Origin of the sequence: Vulcanisaeta sp. JCM 16159, assembly GCF_001316265.1 — an archaeon.
In the GTDB taxonomy this organism is placed as follows: domain Archaea; phylum Thermoproteota; class Thermoprotei; order Thermoproteales; family Thermocladiaceae; genus Vulcanisaeta.
On sequence record NZ_BBDN01000002.1, the window covers coordinates 119,371 to 139,352 of the forward strand.

A 19,982-nucleotide genomic window follows, 5' to 3' on the forward strand; every position below is an offset into this window, starting at 1 on the left:
GTTGGAGCCCCGGCCGGGATTCGAACCCGGGACCTCCCGCTTACAAGGCTTGCACGGGGCTTTCGCCCCAGGGCGCTCCGACCGGGCTGAGCTACCGGGGCAGGAATGTGATCCCCCTGAGGAATTTTAAGCTTTTTGTGATGATTATTGAATGGTCTTCTTCGTAAGTTCCCTAGTCTTACTTATCAATGCCCTTATATCCTTGGCTGCAGACTCATCATCTGGATATGGACTTAGTATGCCCTGTTTATCCGGCCCATTGTATTGGTACTCATGTAGCCATAGCGCCATGTTTGTGTATACGTCAACGTCACCGCCTATTACCTGAGCCACGGGTTTCAGTACCGTTGTCGGCATGACGGCTACGATCCAATAGGCCTTTTCGACCCTTGCCCTGAGCCCCCTCAATTTCTTTGTGCCTGGGAATAACTTCCTTAGCTCACTTATTTTATCCACGGCATATGCAGCCACTAGGGCCTTCCAGGCCTGGAATGCCTTGCCGGCGGCATTCCTTATGAGTCCCTGATTTAGGAAGGACTCGGCTAGTTCGGCTTCGTACATAGCCTCCCTTAACCTGACCTCTCTATACTTATTGAGGTCGAACCAGGGCTTGGGTAATTGCTCCACCATAAGGTGGTGCTTGTCCTCACTTAAAAATGCTTAATCATCGATGATTATGGAATATTCATGGTATTACGACTTATCAACTATCCTTCTTTGCTGCGTCATTGGTACCCTTGTCCTACTCCAAGACGTTGCTATTGCCACGACGATCAGGCTAGGGATGCCCTGAAGGCCATGTGTAAGCTATTTACGAAGGGCAGCATTAGGCTTGGTGTTAGTGTTGATGATCCCACGAATATTTGGAAGGCGACACTCCTCGGTATTGCCATTGAGGAGACCACAATGGCTATTATGAAACTGAGCAGTATGCCTATATTACCAATTGTCCTATTGGTGCCGGAGGCTATCCCATACATGTCCCTTGGGACGTCCAGCATCACCATCTTACCATTGGCCGCGAAGAACATGCCAGCCCCAATACCACTTATTGATGCGATTATTGTTATGTAGTAGAACGGCGTTGTCAACGTTAGTAACGTGTCATACAGTATGTAGCCACGGCCTGAAGCGTGAGGCCTATCGACGCTATTACCCTGGCGTCAGACTTATCCGCTAACCTACCACCGAGGGTCGCCGCTATTGAGCCTAGTAGGTAACCAGGAACTAGCCATATGGACGCATAGAATGGGTTTAACCCCCTGACTCCCTGTAAATACATTATTAGCAGGAATAGTATTGCGTTGTTGGCCATGTACTGGAAGAAGTAGGAGAAGCTTGATAGCGTGAACATTTTAATCCTGAAGAGCCTTAGGCTTATTAATGGTGACTTCGCCCTGGTCTCTATGTATATGAATATGGCAAATAGAGCTAGTCCTGATAATATCATTAAGCCTACGGCATTGTTATAACCAACGCCGGCGTAGGTTATCCCAGCCATTGATAGGAGGCCGAGGGATAACCCGAGGGTTACTGCACCGTATATGTCAAAGTCCTGCCTAACCCTGACACCCTTATCCCTTAGGTACATTAAACCAATTATGAAGCTAAATATGGCTATTGGCACATTTACATAGAATATCCACCTCCAACCAATGAATGTGGTTATAACACCGCCAGCCAGTATACCGGCCACGGCCCCCAGGTTCCAGCCCATTGATGTCGTTCCAAACACGAACCCTCTCTCCTCCGGCCTAAAGTAATCGCTGGCTATGGCCATGGTGTTGCTGGTCATTAATGACCCACCAAGCGCTTGTATGGTCCTAAATCCAATAAGCTCCATGGCGCTTGTCGATAAGCCGCATAACGCGCTGCCTATGCCGAAGAGTATCATGCCGAGATTAAATATTTTAGCCCTGCCCTTTAGGTCGCCGAACTTTCCCAACTGTGTTGAGAATATCGTGACGGCGAGTATGTAGATTAGTATTACCCAAACTAGCGTGGATAAGTCGCTATGTAGCGCGGTTAGCATTACGGGTAATGCCAGGACAACGATTGTGCTATCCAACGCGGTCATGAACGTTGCCAAGGTCAGTAACACTAATACTATGAATTGTGTCCTATCCATTAATTACATCGTTACTTCAAGCCCCTTTAAACTTTATATTGCAAAGTCCAAACTTAAAAATGAGCGCATTATCGGGATTGTATGACAACTATTAAGGACGTAGAGATATACCCAGTCAGTGACCTTGCCACGGCTAAGGCATCGCCATGGGCCTCGGTCTCGATAATAGTTAAGGTCATCACGAGTGATGGGCAGGTTGGTTATGGGGAGGCTGTGCCCACTCTCAGGGTTAACCAGGTTGTTAAGGCCATTGAGGAGGTTAGGAGGTTTATGATTGGTAAGGACCCGTTCAGGATTGAGTACCTTTTCAGGGAGTGGTATAAGCATGAGTTCTATATTAGTCGTTCATTTGAGGCGGCTACGGCGTATAGCGCCATCGACATAGCACTACACGACCTACTGGGTAAGTACCTCGGTGCGTCCGTATATCAATTTCTTGGCGGCCTTGTTAATGAGAAGATTAAGGCCTATGCAAATGGTTGGTATAGCGACTGCGTAACGCCTGACGACTTCGCGAGGAGGGCTAAGGAGGTTGTTTCCATGGGCTTTAAGGCGATGAAGTTCGACCATTCGGTCCATACTTTGATCAGATGGATGAGGAGGGATTTGAGGAGGCTGTGGAGAGGGTTAGGGCCGTTAGGGAGGCTGTGGGTAAGTACGTGGACATATTGATAGAGACTCATGCCGCTTTAACATCAATACGGCCATTAGGATGGTTAAGGCCATGGAGCAGTTCGACCCGTTGTTCATCGAGGAGCCGATACACCCTGACCTGAACTTTGAGGGTCTAGCAAAGATAAAGGCCGCAGCGCCTAGTGTACGAATCGCGGTTGGTGAGAGGATAATCAGCGTTGAGGAGGCGCTACAGCTTCTGGAGAGGGGTTTAGTGGATGTTCTTCAACCTGACATAACCAATGCCCTGGGCTTCACGGGTATGGGTAGAATCAGGGCCTTAACGGAGGCGTACGGAGTCGAGCTAGCGCCACACAATGCCTTTGGCCCTGTGCAGCATGCAGCGACTCTTCAGTTTGATGCGAGTACATATAACCTGCTGATTCAGGAGAGCTTCTACGAATTTTGGCCCCAGTGGAAGAGGGATATCGTTAATAATTCCATTAAGCTTGAGGATGGTTATTACAGGGTGCCCAACAGGCCTGGCCTTGGCGTTGACGTTAATGAGAAGGTTCTCACCGAGATGAGGCTTGAGGGTATGGAGCCATTCCATGAGGAGGAACCTGTCTGGGTCATAAAGGGTACATGGAGGAGGTATAGGTAATCCCGAGTTATTGATTTAAACTAGGCATTAAGTCTTAATACCTATAATGCCAGACGATGTAGACGCCATAGTAAACCAACTCACGGATCTAGAGAAGAAGATATTGGCCCATATATATCACTACGGCCCAGACACACCCTGGCTACTAGCAGGAGGCTTCTTGGGGCGGCTGGTTGGAGACCGATAGTGCCTGAGGATGAAGTTGAGAGGGCCGTTCAACACCTGGTTCAATTAGGCCTACTTCAGGAGTTTAGGGGTTCGCTTAAGGGTAAGGTAACATCATCAGTTAAGCCCTGGCTAAAGGTTAAGCAGCGTAATCCTGAGAGGCGTGGTAGGGGAATTTACTATGACTTAACGAAGATGGGCAAGAAGGTGGCTGGTGAGGTTTGGAAAAACTATGTTAGGCCAAGTATTAAGAAGATACGTGGCAACGAGTCATAGGTAGGGCTTATACCAGGGATCACTGAGGCTCGGCCTTGTGATGCTTGAGGTGTTCTTTACGAATTTCTCTCCGTTTTTGATGGTATTGATTAGCAGTTGTATGTCAAGTGGAAGACTCGGTCCAAAGTGTGCGAGGACGTCGTTTGGCGTATGTATCGTTGGTTTATTTATCCAATTCGTTTCCTGTGGTCTATAATCCTTGGTTTTTCCCTCATAAATCACCAGTTGTGGGTTAACCCTATTGATCATACTTAAAACGCCATCCCTATTCGTGATAAGCTCAACACACTTAAGGCCATTAACATACTTAATACCAACCCTGTTGAGCGCTGATGCTATGTATGATGCCTCACAGGGTATTACGTAATCACCTAGGGATAGAACAACCATTACGTTCTCCACATCGATGGAGTACCTCAGTAGGTCCACGTATACGCCCATTGCTCTCTGCGCTTCGTCATCCAGGTCAAGTAATTTACCCACCATTTCAAAGGAGCTCATAACGGCGTTTAAATTCACGGGCATTGGAACTGCAAGTACGGGGGCAATACTACTTAGTGGCTCAACCATCTGCCTTTGGACTGGGTATGAGAGTATTACTAGGTCGGGATTTAATTTCTTTATTGTCTCGATATTGGCCGATACGAATGACCCAATCTTGCAGTCTTCATAGCCTCCCTGGGTCTGTAACTCCAAACGTCAGTGCCAACTACCCTATTACCTGCGCCTATTATGAATAGGAACTCGGTTATTGATGGGTTAAGGCTTACTATCCTGCGTGGAACGCCATCTAACGCCCTTGTTAGTAACACAGGCCTTAATAATGCATTAAAAATTTTAGTTTAATGTTTGGGTCTCTACTGATGATGAACCAGGACTTATATGAACTGTGATTGGGTCTTCTCGCCCTGATCATCAGCTGGCTCATAATTAATCACCAAGTCATTGACTTAGCCATCATCATTAAGTAACTGCTTAAGGGAAAGGTTTATTAGCTCTTTTGGCTTTCCGTGGCTTGGTAATGTCGTTTGACAAAGTAAGCAAATCGATAAAGGAACCCAATCAATTAATTACTCCATATCATGAAAGTACCAATTATTTAAGAAAATTACTCGTCAAAATACCGAAATTAAATGCAAGCACTAAGGCAGTGTTTTGCCGATGGCTTAGGTATGGCTTCATAGAGGGTGTACAGGCAGAGGTCTTGCCAATAGGTACTGTGATACTCACTGATTGGTCATCCGAGGTAGATTCAATGATTCACGAGCTTCTGGATAATGAAATAGCAACTCAGGTGGGTAATGGATATGTGGAAATACCATTTATGATGACGGCGGCCGACCAACTTGATTTAAGCTTGGTCTGTGATGGCGATGATTATTCATTAATTAATGACGGTGAAGTTATTTATCCAAGTCCATTAATTATGAAGGTGCCGCATGCTAAGGAGGTTGTTGAGGAACCTTATGATGATTTAACGCGGTCTGTAGCCTCAATAATTAGGAAATTTAATTATTACTTAAGCGGAAAGATTATTCATGTCGGTATTAATGTTAAGTCCATTGGTGTAATGAGTACCATAGTATTTAGACACCCGATAGATATCCTCGTGGTAACGGACACTCATTATTCAATTGCCCATAGGGTGCTTGACCCAAATAAGACGGTTCATAGGGGCTTATCGGCATTAGAGGGTTATTTAATGGATGGTGTTGATTATGCAGTGCTTGTTCATAAGTATACGCATTACGAGGCTCACGTGGAAACATTTAACAAAATAATAAATAGGCCATACATAATGGATTCCGGCTTTGTTCTGGTTCCTAATGATTTTGATTATATGATATTCCTTAAGTGGCCCAGGGCAAATTCATTGATGAGAAAATCACAGAGCGTAGTGAGTAAGCACTCATTGATCAACAGCGCCCTTACTTTCATGATCAATGCCCGTTAAACATTTATTCTTAACATTATATGGCTAGCCGATGTCCCTAGTGTGGGTTTATCACGGTAATGAGTATAAGAGGGCATCAGACCTGGACCCTAATCAGGTAATGCTTATGATAAGTAATGGATGCGATGGCGTGGGTCAATTAATTAATTACGTAATTAATAACGTGCTTTCCACAGGTAATTACAGAAACGTAACTGCAAGAATCTATAGGGGTAATGATGAATATTTGGCGCACTTTCTCATAAATCTAGCGAATGGTTCTGAAGAAGTCATGATTTTAGTATCGAAAAACCCAGCTGATACATTGTTCAATTACTATACACTAGTATCTTCAGAGAATATTATTGAATGCAAATACGTAAAATAATGAATTAATTATTTAATTTAGGCTTTAATTTTGATGAATATTATATATAAAATCATTATATCATTAAATAATAGGCATAAAAGGGCAATATTTATTAATTTAAGCCTTATTAATTATCCTGATGTCTACGGTATCCTATGGGAAGTTTACCATTGAAATACCAGTAAAGGTTAAGTTATTTATAGACGGTGAGGAAGTGCCCTCAAGCAAGGGCAGGACATTCACCAGGGAAAACCCTGCCAGGTTTGACCAAACAATTGCTATAATCGAGGAGGCCTCCACGGACGACCTCAACAGAGCTGTTGACCTGGCTAGGGAGGTATTTGATAAGGATAAGTATGGTTGGGTCATGAATTATAGACAGAGGGTCAGGGTCCTATACAAGACCGCCGAGATAATTAGGGAGGAGGCCGATAGGATTGCGGTCACGGTAGCCCTTGAGAATGGAATGCCAATTAGGCAGGCAAGCTCATGTGCTTGCCTCAGCCGAAATCTTCGAATTCTACGCAGGCCTTGCAGATAAGGTCTATGGTGACTCCATTGTTCTCAGTAATGGTAATGTATCGCTAATATTTAAGGAGCCCGTTGGAGTTGTTGCCGCCGTATCGCCGTGGAACTTCCCAATGACCCAGGCAGCTAGGAAGATAGCGCCGGCTCTGGCTGCGGGTTGTACCGTGGTTTGGAAGCCAGCCAGTTATACCCCAATGAGTGCCATGGAGATCTACAGGGCATTGGCTAAGGCTGGTCTTCCCAAGGGTGTTGTCAATGTGATCTACGGGCCTGGAGCCACGGTCGGAAATGAATTAGTTAGGCACCCAAAGATTGATTATGTCAGCTTCACGGGCGAGACTACGACAGGTAAATTAATAATGCAGCAGGCGGCGGCTGGCATTAAGAGGATTGGGCTTGAGCTCGGTGGTAAGAACCCAGGTATTGTGTTTGATGATGCTAATATTGAGGAGGCCGTTAGGGCGATTGTGTTTGGCGGCCTTAGGAATACTGGGCAGGCCTGTGGTGCGATTAGTAGGGTTCTTGTTCATGAGAGTGTTCATGAGAAGCTTGTCAATAGGTTGGCCGAGGTCGCCAGAGGCTCGTAATTGGTTATCCACTTGACGATAACACGGACATGGGACCACTGGTGTCCAAGGCCCAGGAGGAGAAGGTACTCGGTTACATAGACTTCGGTAAGAAGGCTGGCTTTAAGGTGGTTCTTGACGGTGGCAAGTTAAGCGGTGATACTTATGACAAGGGTTACTTCGTAAATCCCGTGATCTTCGATGATGTTGATCCAAAGAGTAGGCTTGCTCAGGAGGAGATATTCGGCCCCGTCATCACCGTTATACCCTTTAGGACAGAGCAGGAGGCTATTGAGGTTGCGAATAGCGTGATTTATGGGCTTACGGCGTCGGTATTCACGAAGGATCCAGCGAAGGCCTTTAGAGTCGCTAGGAGGCTCCAGGCAGGTACTGTGTGGATTAATGACGCCTATACACAACCAACAGAAGGTATCTGGGGCGGATACAAGCAGTCCGGTATTGGACGTGAATTGGGTCTCTACGGCCTTGAGGAGTTCCTAGAGATTAAGCAGGTCTATGTTGATACCACGGGCAGTCTTGATAGGCCGCACTGGAGGACTGTGATGAAGATTGACAAACTATAATGCTAATTAATTTATGCCTAATTCAAAATAAAAATATTCCATATTTTCTCAATGTTTAATGAAATAATAATACACATTATTTCATTAACTCATCCAGTAATGTTTTTAAATAGTCATAATAATTTGCTAAACGTGTTGAATATAGGTGTTGAGTATGGAGATGATGTTAAGGAGTTGATTAGGAATATGAAGGAGAAGTATGGTGATATTATCATAATCCTTGGGCACGGTTGTTGCTCACCAACGGAACCACAGATATATAGGGCTAGTGATTTCATTGTTGGTAGTGATTATGTTGAGGTTGGTAGGGTTGATGGTGTGCCGTTTTACATAGAGCGTAACTTAGCCGAGTCCTACAATGGCTGGATACTCACGCTTAGGGTTGAGCCGCTTAATGGGACTGTTGATGATTCATTCTCACTTGATGTACTTGAGGGTGTGAGGTTAAGGCTTGGCTTTAAGGCTATGAAAGTTTCATTATCGAAGAACCTAAGTATGGAGTTTCCTCAATAATGGACTAAGTTATTGAGAAGAGTTAAGAGTTATTAGGATTTTAATACAAAGTAGGTATTGTAATGATTGATTTTGCGTCAGCAAGAAGAAGACTGGTTAACATACTCAGGGACGAGGGGATAATTAAGAGTGATAGAGTTGAGAGGGCTATGCTTAGTGTGCCCCGTGAGGAATTCCTACCAAATTACCTAAGGCTTTATGCGTATGAGGATACACCACTTGAGGTCATGTATGGCCAAACAATATCGGCACCGCACATGGTCGCCATGATGTGCGAATTACTTGACCTCAAGCCTGGGCTTAGGGTTCTTGAGGTTGGCACCGGTACCGGCTATCATGCGGCAGTGTGTGCTGAGGCTATGGAGAGGAGAGGCATGATACATACGATCGAGTATTACCCAGGGCTTGCCCTTTACGCTACTCAGAACTTGGCTAGGCTGAGTTACCTGGGCGTTGTTCATGTGTTCGTTGGCGATGGGTCAAAGGGTCTTCCTAAATATGCGCCGTTTGATAGGATATTGGTTACCGCCGCTGCCCCTAGAGTACCGCCCAAGTTGTTTGAGCAGTTGTCTAGTGATGGTATAATGGTTATACCAATTGAGGAGAGGTTCACCCAGGTGCTCTACGTGGTTACTAAGGAGGGTGGTGTGCCTCACATGAGGCCTGTGACCTACGTATCCTTCGTTAAGATGAGGTACAGTGAGGAATAATGCTTTTAATCCGATATTGAAAAATGAATTAACGTGATAAAATTAAGCAGTGGTAGGAAAAGGTTGATACTATTTACGACATCCCTGGCCGCCTTTCAAACGCCCTACAACTCAACGGTGCTTTCCTTCATAACGCCTGTATTGGGTAAGTACTTCCATGCGCCATTGAATGTTTTAATTTACGTACCAATAATATACCTAATACCATTACCAACGTTAATGATAACCCTCGGTAGGTTAAGCGACATTTACGGTAGGGTCAGGATGTTCAGGACGGGTTTCATACTATTCCTAATAGGCTCAATACTTGGTTCAATAGCGCCCAACATTTACGTATTAATAATCGCATCATTAATAATGGGTTTCGGTTCATCAATACTATCGCCAGGCTCCGCAGCCATTGTAAGCCAAGTATTTCCCGAGGGCGAGCGTGGATTCGCCCTTGGCATAAACGCGATGGCGGTATACCTCGGCCTAACCTCGGCTCCATTCTTTGGCGGATTAATAACGCAGTTCCTTGGCTGGAGGTTTGTCCTGGTAATAACGACAATATTAACGGCGATTGGTCTGGTAATATCCTGGTTCTCGATGGAAGGTATTGAACTACCCAGGCGTATTGTGAGGTTGATTACCTGGGCGCCCTTACCTTCACCTTGGCTATTTTATCCGTTGTTATGTACCTAATATTGTCGGCCGTGAATGGGTGGCTATACTACATATACCTATTGGTTATCGGTGTTGTATCCCTTGCGGCATTCATAGTGATTGAGAGAAAGGTCGTAAACCCAATGCTAGACCTCAATCTATTTACTAGAAATGTTTCGTTTATGGCCGGAAACGTAACCGCGCTACTTAATTACATTAGTACGTACTCAGTACCATTCCTGTTCTCGCTATACCTACAGGTCGTCCTTGGCTATAACCCATTCGTCGCTGGGCTGATCCTAGTCTCAGAGCCTGTATTCATGGCTGCATTATCGCCTGTCAGCGGTAAACTCTCTGATAAGTACGGCTCTAGGGAGATAGCGGCATTAGGCATGGGCTTGATAGGCCTAGCTTCGTAATGCTCCTACTACTGAACATTAAATACGCCATTTACATAGCCATCTCGCTAATGATCCTTGGAATAGGCTTCGGCTTCTTCTCAGCGCCAAACACGAACTCCGTCATGGGTTCCGTCACTCCTGATAAGTACGGAGTTGCCTCCGGCGTTTTAGGCACAATGCGTTTTATGGGCCAATTACTGAGTATTACCGTGGCCAGTGCGATACTGGTTAGCTACCTGGGTAAGTACGCAAGTCTTTACTTATTCACGGGCATAATGATGGGTAATATTACGGTGTATCAATCAATCATTACGGGATTAAGGGTAGTACTGGTAATATCAGCCGTGCTAAGTTTCATCGGTGTTTACACATCGTTATTACGTGAGAAGTAAAACCACGGTCTAATCACCTCTTCAACCAATCCTTAATTACATTCATTGTTAAGTACCTAAGCCCCATGTTGACCCTTATCGTGTCCCACTCATAGAGTATTTTAACGGCTTCATTGGCTACCTTGATTACATCCTCGACTCCGGCGTCTGGCGCAAATTCATTAGTCTTCCTATTGGCTATGACTGCCATAATGCCACCGGCCCTTGCCCCATGTACATTGGCTATTGTGTAAATGGTTGCGGCCTCCATCTCGAAGTTGAGCACGTTCATCGAGGATAACGTATTAATGATGTCCTTTGACCAGGGCGGTTGGTAATCTCTAAATCCTGGTCTGCCCTGGCCTACGTAGAAGTCCGCTGTCGATGCCGTTAATCCAACGTGATATCTAACGCCGAGCATTTCTGCGGCTGTTATGAGGGCTAGGATCACGTCGTAACTGGCCACTGCTGGGTACTCGGGCATTGCATAGGCGTTACTTGTCCCGTCAAATCTAACGGCGCCTGTGTTAATAATGGCATCACCAACCCTAATCCACTCGTGTAGTGCCCCAGTCGTGCCAACCCTAATGAAGGTATTTGCACCAAGGGTGAGTAATTCCTCAATGGCTATTGCCGCCGCTGGTCCGCCGATACCGGTGGATACAGCCGATATTGGGGCGCCCTTATAAGTTCCCGTGTATGTTACGTACTCCCTGTGCGCCGCCACGGCACGGGCAGAGTCCCAGTACTTGGCAATCCTGGGTACCCTGTCAGGGTCACCTGGTGTCAAAACGTATGGCGCAACGTCACCAGGACCAGCCATTAGGTGGTATACCTTTGTACCCACCATCGGTCTTGACGCAGACATTAATCAATAGATGACGCTAATCTTTAAAGAATTAACTATCCCAACTACTTAGGTGGGTAAAGAAGTATTGTTTCGCTTTGGTACTGATGGAGTGCGTGGCGTAGTTGATAGGGATTTTAACGAGAGACTTGTAGCCATACTTGCTGAGTCCACCTTTCGTTATTGGTCACGCAGGTATGGATTAAGGAAGTTGTTAATTGGTTATGACGTTAGGAGGAAGTCCAGGGATTACGCGAATGTGGTTGCCAGCGTTGCTGTTGAGCATGGGATTGACGCGGTAGTTACCGAGAGACCCACGCCAACCCCCCCCCCCGTGATCGCCTGGTTTAGTTCTCGCTTTGGTTTTGATCTCGCAATTCAGATCACCGCGAGCCACAACCCACCAATGTACAATGGCTTCAAGGTAATAACGAGTAAAGGTTCGCCGGTTCCTGATGAAGATACGAGTGAAATGGAGAGACTATATGACCAGGAGCGGCGGGATATTGATAGGTCTGTGTCGAGTATTAGGGTTACGAAGCCTCAATTAATTGATCCGAGTTCTCATTACATGGACCACGTGATTGGTGATGTGCTTGGGATGTTTAAGCCGAGGAGCAGATTGAGGGTTATTGTTGATCCCTTATTTGGTACGGCCATTAACTATACGTCTAAGGTGCTTAGGGAGTTGGGTATGGATGTTGTTGAGTTTCATAATGACTACGACCCAGGCTTTGGTGGTAGAAATCCTAATCCAGAGCCCGAGAATATTCGTGACACGGTTCAGGAAGTCATGAGTAAGGGTTATGATATTGGTATTGCGCATGACTGCGATGCGGACAGGATTGCCGCGATTGACCCTTCGCATGGTTACTTAAGCCCAAATAACGTGATAACAATTGTACTTGAGCACTTAGTGAGGGGAGGGTTTGTTAAGAGGGGCGTTGTTAGGTCTGTGTCTACGACACACATTGTTGACCTTATAGCTAGTAAGTATGGGGTTAGGGTTTACGAGGTTCCCGTTGGCTTCAAGCACTCAGTTAAGTACTTAATTAATGGTGATGCCGAGGCTGCTGATGAGGAGAGTAGTGGTTTGGCTTACTCGTGGCATGTGCCTGACAAGGATGGCACATACACGGCGGCGCTATTAACGGCGATAGCTCTGAGCATGGTAACCTGGTTGATGCGTTTGACGGGATAATTAGGGGGTACGGCAGGTCATTCTATAGGAGGGTTGATGTGCCGTTTAATAATGGTAAGGAGTTCGTGAGCAGGAATAGGGAGGTAATCATTGATAGACTTCATGAGCTGGGTAGTGTTAGGCAGGTAATAACCATTGATGGAGTTAAGGTTGTTTTTAATGATGGTTCCTGGGTCCTAATCAGGGGTAGCGGCACCGAGCCTATTATTAGGATTTACGCGGAGGCATTCTCGGAGGTAGGTTGAGGCAGGTGATTGATTACACGGTTTCATTGATTAAGTCCCTGGGTTAGTGCCGTAATGTTAATAGCAAGGTTAATAATGGTGTGGTGCTAACTTCGTCATGTGAGGATACTCATTAAGTGGTGCGGACTGCCCTGGTGCATGTTCGCGGGTTCCTGGTTATTTGAGGGCTTGAACGTCGTTAAGTATGTTAGGGATGCCACGCCGGTAGCACCGCCTGAGCCCATAGTTGAGTTGAGTAATGTTAATGGTGATGTGCTTAGGCAGTTATTGAGTAGGCTTAGGCAGTTAATATCGTTGGCTAGCGCGGTTGCGTGGGCCAAGAGGGTTGGCCTTAGGGTCTTTATTTATGGTTCGGCAGTGCCTGACCCAGTCAGTGATTTCATTAGGGCTTCGTTGGCTGGCGGTGCTGATGGCATATTAGTTGATGATTTCATAAGTATTAATAGTGACTTAATTGATGTTGTTCATGTTAATCAGAGGGTTGGAGATGACTCCGTGAATTACGTGATTGTGAGTCCTGACAGGCCGTATCAACAGTCCGTTAGGGCTTATGGCGTTATTGTTAAGGACGGAGTTATTGATAGAGATTGGTTATTACGTGTCAGGGATAGGTTTAGGATTATTTATGGTAGTAGGGAATTCCTGGTTATGCTTGATAATTCATTGTTTAGGAGGGAAGTTATTGAGGAGTTGCAGGATGTGGTTGATGGTGTTGTAATTACGGAGGTGCCAAGCCTCGTATCGCTGGATTTCGATAATTACGGGGCGATAAATGTGTTTAGATGTATTAATTGCTATATCGATTTTGAGACTGAGGGTGAGATGAGGAAGTGCCCTAGGTGTAGTAATAGGTTAAGGCCCATTATTAGGCGTTGGGATAAGTTTACGGTGATCGAACCAAAGGTACTGAGGCTTAAGGCGGTTGATGAGATTAGGTATATGCGGTTAGGTACACCCAAAGTTATTAATTACTGAGGTAACTTATGGCATTAGTGCAATGATTAGGGGCGATAGGCTCACAGTGCTAAGTACATGCTTGAGGATGAATTCATTGGTGAATTGGGTAGTGATAGGGCCAGGATGATCCTCTACGTTCATGAGGATAAACCTTAGAGCCTAATTATGGACCATCAGTCGATTCCCTGGACCTACCGAGGGAGTTGATAGATAGGTTGAGGAGTCTCGGAGTTGATAGGCTTTACGACTTTCAATGGGAATCTTATCAATCGATTATCAATGGCGATAACACAATCATAATGGCTGGTACTGGCGTTGGTAAGACCGAGGCGTTCCTACTGCCGTTAATAACGATGATCAATAGGGAGGGTGTTAAGGCAATAATTATGTACCCAACAAAGGCCCTCGCCAGGGACCAACTACTCAGGATGCAGAGGTACTTCACGGCCATCAACGTGTCCGTAATGCCGTATGACGGCGACACACCCAGCGATATTAGGTCTCGGATATACTCCTCACCGCCTGACATACTCATCACAAACCCTGACATGGTTAGTGAGGCATTAACCCACGTTAGTAAGTTCAGGGATTTACTCCGTAATTACAGGGTAATCGTGTTGGACGACTTCCACGTCTATAATGGGGTCTTTGGCGCTCACGTGCATTATGTTCTTAAGAGGATAAGAAGGTTCATGAGGGATTACCAATTCGTTGTTTCCACGGCCACAGTCGGTAACCCAGTTGATTTTGCCAGGGAGTTGCTTGGTGTCGATGATGTTAGGCTGATCAGGGGTCCCGAGGGTAGGAGGGGCTTGGTTAGGCATGTCCTAGTTAGCCCGATAAGTAGGGGTAGGCTTGCCGAGGCGGCTGAGTTGGCTCGGGTGTGTGTTAGGAGGGGTATGAAGTGCCTGGTCTTTGCTGATAGTCATAGGTTTGTTGAGTTGATTAAGAGGTTTGTTGATAGGGCTGGGTTTGGTGATAGGGTTAGGGTTCATAGGGCTGGTCTCACGATTGAGGAGAGGCATGAGGTTGAGGATGGGTTTAGGGAGGGCAGGTACCTAGTGCTTCTAACCACGCCGACGCTTGAGATGGGTATTGACGTTGGTGATACTGACGTCGCAGTCATGGCCACGATACCGCCCAGCTACTCGAAGTATCTGCAGAGGAGTGGTAGGGTTGGTAGGAGGGGTCAAAGGGCCTATGTGATTCAAGTCCTTGGGGATGATCCAATGAGCACCTACTATAGTTCAAATCCACGTGAATTTTACATGAGGAGGCCCGAGGATTTATACGTTGAGTGGAGGAATGACGAGATAGCCAAGAGGCACTGCTTGTTGATGGCTTACGAGAGGCCCGTGAGGAGTGGTTCCGTGGATATGTACTGCGAGGAAATACTTAAGTCATTAATTAATGATGGCTTAGTCGAGGTTAGGGGTAATTACTACGTCGTGAGTAGTAAAGGCCGTGAGGTTGTTAGGGCAATGCATGGTATTAGGGGTGTTGGCGAGGTTATTAAGATTGTTGAGGGTAAGAGGGTCATCGGCCATAGGGAGCTGCCTATGGCATTGAGGGAGCTTCATGATGGCGCCATTTACCTACATGGCGGTAGGGTTTACGAGGTCTATAAACTTGACCTAAGTAGTAGGACAGCATACGTTAGGAAACTACAAGGTGATTACGACTTTTACACAATAGCGCTATATAGCTCTGAACCTAGGATTGACGAGATCCTTGAGGAGGGTTTCATAAAATCCGTGCCCTATCAATACGTTAAGTTAACAATTAAGGAGGTTGTTCATGGTTACGTAGTTAAGAGATTCGGCAGTGGCGAGGTTGTTGAGAGGAGGGAGTTCGGTGAGCCGTTTACGTATGAATTTAGGACAAAAGGTGTTGTTATTTATGCGCCGTTCATAACCTTCAGCCGTTTGAGAATGTTGATGTCGTTGAGAGGGGTAGGGCCTATCATGCGGCTGAGCATGTAATGATTATGGTTGGTGAGAACGTGATTGGGGCGGGGCCCACGGACCTAGGCGGTATCTCATACCCAACTGGGCACATAATAATCTACGACTCATACCCAGGCGGTTCAGGCACTGCCAGGATGATTATTAAGAGGATTGATGAAGTCCTTAAAATCTCGCTTAGTGTACTTACGCATTGTACATGTACTGATGGTTGCCCCAAATGCGTGTACTCACCCTACTGTGGTAATGATAACCACTACCTATCCAGGAAAAATGCGATTAAGGTTATTGATGCAATACTGAAGGGGGTATCATCAAGTGTTTCAGAGCTACCTACTGGAGGTTCCTATGACTAATGTTTATAGTTAATCTCCTGGTTATACCTAGGAATAATGGCATGAGAATTATTAATGGTATTATGTAAGTTATAATCCTAAACCAGACATCATAAGCCAGGTAATAATTACCTAAACCGAGATTGTTGAGTATGTATAGATTCGCAAGTTCACCAATGCCTGCTGACCCAGGTAATAGTGATATGTATGTGAGGACAGTGTACGATAGCATAATTAACACGCCAATGATGAAATTCGTACTGGCGCCCAAGGCATAAAAAAATCAACGTGACATTTAGGCCGGACAACAACCACTGGGTGGCGGATAGAATAAAAAGCACAAGGTAATCAATTACTGTGAAGCTAACACCGTAAGTCTCATTCTCATTTACTACAATAAAGTTTCTAGCGATATTAACTCTGGAACTAATGAACCTAAACATACGCTCAATATACCTACCTAACCTGGCGCTTACTATCGATATGAACAATATCATATACACCATAAAGAGTATCACCGCCATTACAAATGCAATGAAGGGAACCGTAGTCAGGCTAAATAGGTAGAATATGAGTATCATTAGCGTAAGCGTTATTGTATCTACTGTATACCTAAGTACGATACCCTCAGTAACCCTGGCAGTTGGAAGGCCCTTATACGTTAAGTACGTAATCGTGATAACCTCACCACCGATGTAGAAGCCAGGTATCAATAGCGACATATATACCTGAGCCGCCACTACCTTAATTAAATCGGCCGTATTTATTTTAAATCTCATGCCCCTATTAAATATTATACTAAGTCTTACGCCAATGAGTGATATCTGCGCAAGGAAAACAAACTCAGAAATAATGAGATAAAATGGATACTTAGGCGGCTCATACCTAGCCTTAGCAAGGCCTGATTCCAATAGTATCACTATTGTAATTATTATTGTAACAATGGATAATACAATAAATAGGGCATCCCTACGCCAATCTATATTACCAATACGACTATGATTACTCACTGTACACACTTAAAAGCGGTATTTTTAAATGTCCCACCACAAGGCAGTGAAGCACTGGGATACTATACTCAACGTTATTTCTACATAAATATACCATAAGAAGATTTACTACGTGAATTTTACCCCATCAACCTTAGTAAGCGTACCTTTGTACAAGAATGATATTTGTCTAAGGGCCGCGTAGTAATCAAATTCATTTAGTGCGGAGATTCCGTCAATTGGTACGACGACGTTGTACCAATTAAGTGCGGCGCTACCCGCAGTGTGTAGTACGCATATGTTGGCTACGGTACCCACTATCACGAGGTTGGTCGCATGAACAACATGCCTAAGCACGTAGTCAAGATCCGTGCCGAAGAACGCATCATACCTACGCTTCCTTATTACTATGTCACTAGGCATGGGCTTAAGCTCATCAACTATCTCGGCACCCCACGTATCCATTACACAGTGCTCACCCCAAATCCTAAACTCTGGGTCATTTTTGAAGTGCCAGTCCTGGGTGTATATTATGGGTACATTGGCATCCCTAGCTTCATAAGCAGCTTCCTTATTGCAGGTATTGTGGCTTGCGCTGTCGGTACGTATAGTTTACCATTTGGTTTTACGAAGTCGTTCTGCATATCGACAACTATTATAGCCGTGCCGGACAATGGTAACTCGACACTCTCTTTAATCTCCATTTCAGGAATTTTTACAGTACCTGTTACCTTCGACATCAAATCTAGGAATGAATGAATAACCTAATATATTTAAAGCGGCAATTTTTACCAAATTGCCTATCGATTTTAAATCATTCTTTGAACCTTAAGCATGAACTGCTTGATCTTTGACATCACGTTCTCAACATGCCAAACAGGGTTTACGAAAACCATCAACCAGCCCTTGGAGCCCATTTCGAAGAAGGCGATTTTGAAGTTTGAGTAGCGGATTATGAGGTATTGATAGGGACCGAGGAGGTCATCATTGATTTTAGCGGTATGATCGACGAACTCTATGAGGGAGAGGAGGTTTTTGAGGGATTTAACGGTGAGGGTGTTTGGGATGTGATAAATAAGTGGGATACCGTTTGAGTCAATGATTGCGGCGCCAATTATTACCTCGCCATCTATTAACTCGCTAAGCATTATCCGCTTAAGCTCTGTTTGAAGCGTCTTCTCGACGACCTTCTTATCGGGAGAAACATAAATTACCAAACTAATCCCCACAAAAATGTTAGCGCAACTCTTTATAAGCCTTATCACTTCAATTTATGTGCTATAGAGAGTACGTATGAATATGTAGATAAACATATTTATAATTTAAGAAAATCACGTACTATCTCTCTTGCCAGCCCTGCCCAACATCTCATGCGCTCTCGCCAACTCATCTCTAGCCAGGGCAAGGACTAGGTTAACCTCGCCGGCGAGTACCGCTGCCGCTACTATCTCTGCGAACTTCAGGGCATTGGTACCGGGTGGGTTCCCTGAGCCATAAACACCGAGCATTTGAAGCATTTCTCTCTGTGTTGGTAATCCGGTGCCGCCACCGACGGTGCCAACCTCGAGACTAGGCAGTGTGACTGATACGTAGAGGTCACCATTGTCGAGGGGTTCCATCCAGGTAATACCCATGCTAGACTCAACGGCTTGGGCAGCATCTTGACCGGTGGCTATAAATATGGCCGCGATTATATTAGCGAAGTGCGCATTAAAGCCGTATGAGTGAGCCAGCGCGGAACCAAGCAGGTTCTTCCTATTATTGACCTCGGCCACGTCCTCCGCAGTGACGCCCCACTTCTCAAGGGTACTCCTTGGTATTACGGCCTCGCTAATCACGGTCTTACCCCTACCAAGCAGGAAGTTTACGGCATTGGCCTTTTTATCTACGCACATATTGCCGCTGAGGGCGACCAACCGCGCCCTTGGGAAGTTGCTAAGTATGTACTTAACGGCCTTATCAGTGGCTATTGTTACCATGTTCATGCCCATTGCATCCCCGGTCGTGAACTTAAACCTAAGCCAAACATTATTGCCAACAATAAATGGTTGAATGCTTACCAACTTCGCGTGCCTACTGGTTGACTCGGCCACGTTCTTCACCTCATTGAAGTGTTCATTAACCCAGTTAACGAGCTCGACGGCGTCAATGACGCTTGGTACGGCTATTACGGGGGCTCTGGTCATGCCATCATTAATGACCTTACTCCTTGCGCCACCGGCTTCAGTAATTACCTTGGCACCCCTATTTACTGAGCAACGAGTGCCCCCTCCGTTGTTGCTAATGGTATGTAGTAAAGGCCATTAGCATAATCGCCGATTATGCGTAACGGCCCGGCAACACCTATGGGTATTTGGGCGGCGCCTATTGTATTTTCAATGTTTCTACCAACGACGGTGTTGAAGTCTATTACGGTCTTACCGACGTTCTCAAGCCTCGCGCCGACCTTACTTTCTATGTATTTTCTCCTAATTTCTGTTGCCTTATTTGAGTCCCCGAGGACCTTGTCTAGTTCGTGAAGTTTCAATTTACCATCATCAATCCTTGCGAATACGTCCTCAAGGCTTACCTCCTCAACCATTATAATGGCTATATTCAGGGAATATTTAAAAACTTCACATTTATGGCAACTGCTGGTGTTTAATACGACAGAAGTATATGTCGTGGCCCACTCCCTAGTACCCGGCGGTAGGCATTATGAGAAAGGATTGAAGGAGTTATTCGCCGACGCATTCCTAAAGGTCCTTGACCAGGTCGGTAATGCCAACCTGGGTGCAATATACGTTGCCAATGCCTTCTCCGAGGTGCTTCAGGACCAGAGTGTCCTTGGGGCTTACCTGACGGATTATATTGGGCTTAGGAGGATACCAGCCATTAGGATTGAGAGTGGTGATGGATCAAGTGGTATAGCGTTCTTAGAGGCCTATAACATGGTTAGGCTGGTATTTACGACTGCGTAGCTGTTGTCGGCGTTGAGA

Annotated in this window: 21 protein-coding genes, 1 tRNA gene and 5 pseudogenes; 16 read left to right on the forward strand and 11 right to left on the reverse strand. The window is 45.5% G+C overall.

Going from position 1 to position 19,982, the window contains the following annotated elements; all coding sequences use genetic code 11:
- Positions 1-2 precede the first annotated feature (2 nt).
- The 4 genes from JCM16159_RS02130 to JCM16159_RS02140 form a co-directional block, all read right to left on the reverse strand.
- Positions 3-101 (reverse strand) — tRNA-Thr (locus JCM16159_RS02130).
- Positions 102-144: 43 nt separating this feature from the next.
- Positions 145-627 (reverse strand): PaREP1 family protein, encoded by a 483-nt coding sequence (locus tag JCM16159_RS02135; RefSeq protein WP_054856900.1) that lies wholly within the window; start codon positions 625-627, stop codon positions 145-147.
- 146 nt (positions 628-773) lie between these two features.
- The gene (locus JCM16159_RS13635) at positions 774-1,091 is read right to left on the reverse strand and encodes a hypothetical protein (RefSeq protein ID WP_243665592.1); all 318 of its coding nucleotides are present in this window, start codon (positions 1,089-1,091) and stop codon (positions 774-776) included.
- Between the two features lie 2 nt (positions 1,092-1,093).
- Complete coding sequence (locus tag JCM16159_RS02140) at positions 1,094-2,128, reverse strand: MFS transporter (protein WP_243665593.1); 1,035 nt, start codon at positions 2,126-2,128, stop codon at positions 1,094-1,096.
- 81 nt (positions 2,129-2,209) lie between these two features.
- Between JCM16159_RS02140 and JCM16159_RS18280 the strand changes: the two are divergent.
- Together JCM16159_RS18280 and JCM16159_RS18285 are read left to right on the forward strand one after the other, a co-directional pair.
- Positions 2,210-3,404, forward strand: a pseudogene (locus tag JCM16159_RS18280) (enolase C-terminal domain-like protein).
- 46 nt (positions 3,405-3,450) lie between these two features.
- Positions 3,451-3,845, forward strand: a pseudogene (locus JCM16159_RS18285) (hypothetical protein).
- Here the strand turns inward: JCM16159_RS18285 and JCM16159_RS02155 are convergent.
- Positions 3,840-4,541, reverse strand: a complete 702-nt coding sequence (locus JCM16159_RS02155) for an ABC transporter substrate-binding protein (protein WP_243665597.1) — start codon at positions 4,539-4,541, stop codon at positions 3,840-3,842. The pseudogene JCM16159_RS18285 and the gene JCM16159_RS02155 sit on opposite strands and share 6 nt — an antisense overlap.
- A complete protein-coding gene (locus JCM16159_RS13655; RefSeq protein WP_243665598.1) occupies positions 4,466-4,657 on the reverse strand; it encodes a hypothetical protein in 192 nt (63 codons plus the stop codon). Before JCM16159_RS13655 ends, JCM16159_RS02155 begins: the two co-directional genes overlap by 76 nt.
- A 209-nt stretch (positions 4,658-4,866) precedes the next feature.
- Between JCM16159_RS13655 and JCM16159_RS02160 the strand changes: the two genes are divergently transcribed.
- From JCM16159_RS02160 to JCM16159_RS13670, 8 genes and pseudogenes are all read left to right on the forward strand, one after another.
- Positions 4,867-5,799: a hypothetical protein gene (locus JCM16159_RS02160; RefSeq protein WP_054856809.1), complete on the forward strand. Its 933-nt coding sequence runs from the start codon at positions 4,867-4,869 to the stop codon at positions 5,797-5,799.
- 31 nt (positions 5,800-5,830) lie between these two features.
- Positions 5,831-6,166 carry a hypothetical protein gene (locus JCM16159_RS02165; RefSeq protein ID WP_054856810.1) on the forward strand — a complete coding sequence of 112 codons (336 nt, stop codon included), beginning with the start codon at positions 5,831-5,833 and terminating at the stop codon, positions 6,164-6,166.
- A 121-nt stretch (positions 6,167-6,287) separates the two neighbouring features.
- Positions 6,288-7,826, forward strand: a pseudogene (locus tag JCM16159_RS02170) (aldehyde dehydrogenase).
- 132 nt (positions 7,827-7,958) lie between these two features.
- Complete coding sequence (locus tag JCM16159_RS02175; protein ID WP_054856811.1) at positions 7,959-8,339, forward strand: DUF779 domain-containing protein; 381 nt, start codon at positions 7,959-7,961, stop codon at positions 8,337-8,339.
- A gap of 62 nt (positions 8,340-8,401) precedes the next feature.
- Positions 8,402-9,049, forward strand: coding sequence for a protein-L-isoaspartate O-methyltransferase (gene pcm / locus JCM16159_RS02180; protein ID WP_054856812.1), 648 nt, complete (start codon positions 8,402-8,404; stop codon positions 9,047-9,049).
- Between the two features lie 33 nt (positions 9,050-9,082).
- Entirely contained in the window at positions 9,083-9,733 is a 651-nt protein-coding gene (locus JCM16159_RS13660) for an MFS transporter (RefSeq protein WP_243665599.1), read from the forward strand.
- Complete coding sequence (locus JCM16159_RS13665) at positions 9,703-10,113, forward strand: MFS transporter (protein ID WP_243665600.1); 411 nt, start codon at positions 9,703-9,705, stop codon at positions 10,111-10,113. The genes JCM16159_RS13660 and JCM16159_RS13665 overlap by 31 nt, the downstream gene beginning before the upstream one ends.
- Positions 10,113-10,487, forward strand: coding sequence for a hypothetical protein (locus JCM16159_RS13670; protein ID WP_243665601.1), 375 nt, complete (start codon positions 10,113-10,115; stop codon positions 10,485-10,487). The genes JCM16159_RS13665 and JCM16159_RS13670 overlap by 1 nt, the downstream gene beginning before the upstream one ends.
- Positions 10,488-10,500: 13 nt before the next feature.
- Here JCM16159_RS13670 and udp read toward each other — a convergent pair whose 3' ends face one another.
- Positions 10,501-11,334: a uridine phosphorylase gene (gene udp / locus JCM16159_RS02190; protein ID WP_054856813.1), complete on the reverse strand. Its 834-nt coding sequence runs from the start codon at positions 11,332-11,334 to the stop codon at positions 10,501-10,503.
- Positions 11,335-11,386: 52 nt separating this feature from the next.
- Here udp and JCM16159_RS02195 point away from each other — a divergent pair, with 52 nt between their 5' ends.
- The 5 genes from JCM16159_RS02195 (at position 11,387) to JCM16159_RS13680 (ending at position 16,036) form a co-directional block, all read left to right on the forward strand.
- A complete protein-coding gene (locus JCM16159_RS02195; protein WP_243665602.1) occupies positions 11,387-12,514 on the forward strand; it encodes a phosphoglucomutase/phosphomannomutase family protein in 1,128 nt (375 codons plus the stop codon).
- A 38-nt stretch (positions 12,515-12,552) separates the two neighbouring features.
- Positions 12,553-12,759: a hypothetical protein gene (locus tag JCM16159_RS13675; protein ID WP_243665603.1), complete on the forward strand. Its 207-nt coding sequence runs from the start codon at positions 12,553-12,555 to the stop codon at positions 12,757-12,759.
- 99 nt (positions 12,760-12,858) lie between these two features.
- Positions 12,859-13,734 (forward strand): hypothetical protein, encoded by an 876-nt coding sequence (locus tag JCM16159_RS02200; protein WP_243665604.1) that lies wholly within the window; start codon positions 12,859-12,861, stop codon positions 13,732-13,734.
- A 185-nt stretch (positions 13,735-13,919) separates the two neighbouring features.
- Positions 13,920-15,698, forward strand: a complete 1,779-nt coding sequence (locus tag JCM16159_RS02205; RefSeq protein WP_243665605.1) for a DEAD/DEAH box helicase — start codon at positions 13,920-13,922, stop codon at positions 15,696-15,698.
- Positions 15,698-16,036, forward strand: coding sequence for a Zn-binding domain-containing protein (locus JCM16159_RS13680; RefSeq protein ID WP_243665606.1), 339 nt, complete (start codon positions 15,698-15,700; stop codon positions 16,034-16,036). The genes JCM16159_RS02205 and JCM16159_RS13680 overlap by 1 nt, the downstream gene beginning before the upstream one ends.
- A gap of 149 nt (positions 16,037-16,185) precedes the next feature.
- Here JCM16159_RS13680 and JCM16159_RS02215 read toward each other — a convergent pair whose 3' ends face one another.
- The 4 genes and pseudogenes from JCM16159_RS02215 to hmgA form a co-directional block, all read right to left on the reverse strand.
- Positions 16,186-17,025: a lysylphosphatidylglycerol synthase domain-containing protein gene (locus tag JCM16159_RS02215; protein ID WP_054856815.1), complete on the reverse strand. Its 840-nt coding sequence runs from the start codon at positions 17,023-17,025 to the stop codon at positions 16,186-16,188.
- A gap of 108 nt (positions 17,026-17,133) precedes the next feature.
- Positions 17,134-17,744 (reverse strand): annotated as a pseudogene (locus JCM16159_RS02220) (cysteine hydrolase family protein).
- 69 nt (positions 17,745-17,813) lie between these two features.
- The gene (locus JCM16159_RS02225) at positions 17,814-18,233 is read right to left on the reverse strand and encodes a hypothetical protein (RefSeq protein ID WP_054856816.1); all 420 of its coding nucleotides are present in this window, start codon (positions 18,231-18,233) and stop codon (positions 17,814-17,816) included.
- 102 nt (positions 18,234-18,335) lie between these two features.
- Positions 18,336-19,585 (reverse strand): annotated as a pseudogene (hmgA, locus tag JCM16159_RS02230) (hydroxymethylglutaryl-CoA reductase (NADPH)).
- 55 nt (positions 19,586-19,640) lie between these two features.
- Here hmgA and JCM16159_RS13685 point away from each other — a divergent pair.
- Complete coding sequence (locus JCM16159_RS13685; RefSeq protein WP_243665607.1) at positions 19,641-19,964, forward strand: hypothetical protein; 324 nt, start codon at positions 19,641-19,643, stop codon at positions 19,962-19,964.
- The last annotated feature ends 18 nt before the right edge of the window (positions 19,965-19,982 follow it).

What these genes read in the sequence shown, in the direction of transcription:
- JCM16159_RS02140 (WP_243665593.1), bottom strand. Translation starts at nt 2,128, where the DNA reads ATGGATAGGACACAATTCATAGTATTAGTGTTACTGACCTTGGCAACG.
- JCM16159_RS02160 (WP_054856809.1), top strand. Translation starts at nt 4,867, where the DNA reads ATGTCGTTTGACAAAGTAAGCAAATCGATAAAGGAACCCAATCAATTA.
- JCM16159_RS02165 (WP_054856810.1), top strand. Translation starts at nt 5,831, where the DNA reads ATGTCCCTAGTGTGGGTTTATCACGGTAATGAGTATAAGAGGGCATCA.
- pcm (WP_054856812.1), top strand. Translation starts at nt 8,402, where the DNA reads ATGATTGATTTTGCGTCAGCAAGAAGAAGACTGGTTAACATACTCAGG.
- JCM16159_RS13670 (WP_243665601.1), top strand. Translation starts at nt 10,113, where the DNA reads ATGCTCCTACTACTGAACATTAAATACGCCATTTACATAGCCATCTCG.
- udp (WP_054856813.1), bottom strand. Translation starts at nt 11,334, where the DNA reads ATGTCTGCGTCAAGACCGATGGTGGGTACAAAGGTATACCACCTAATG.
- JCM16159_RS13680 (WP_243665606.1), top strand. Translation starts at nt 15,698, where the DNA reads ATGATTATGGTTGGTGAGAACGTGATTGGGGCGGGGCCCACGGACCTA.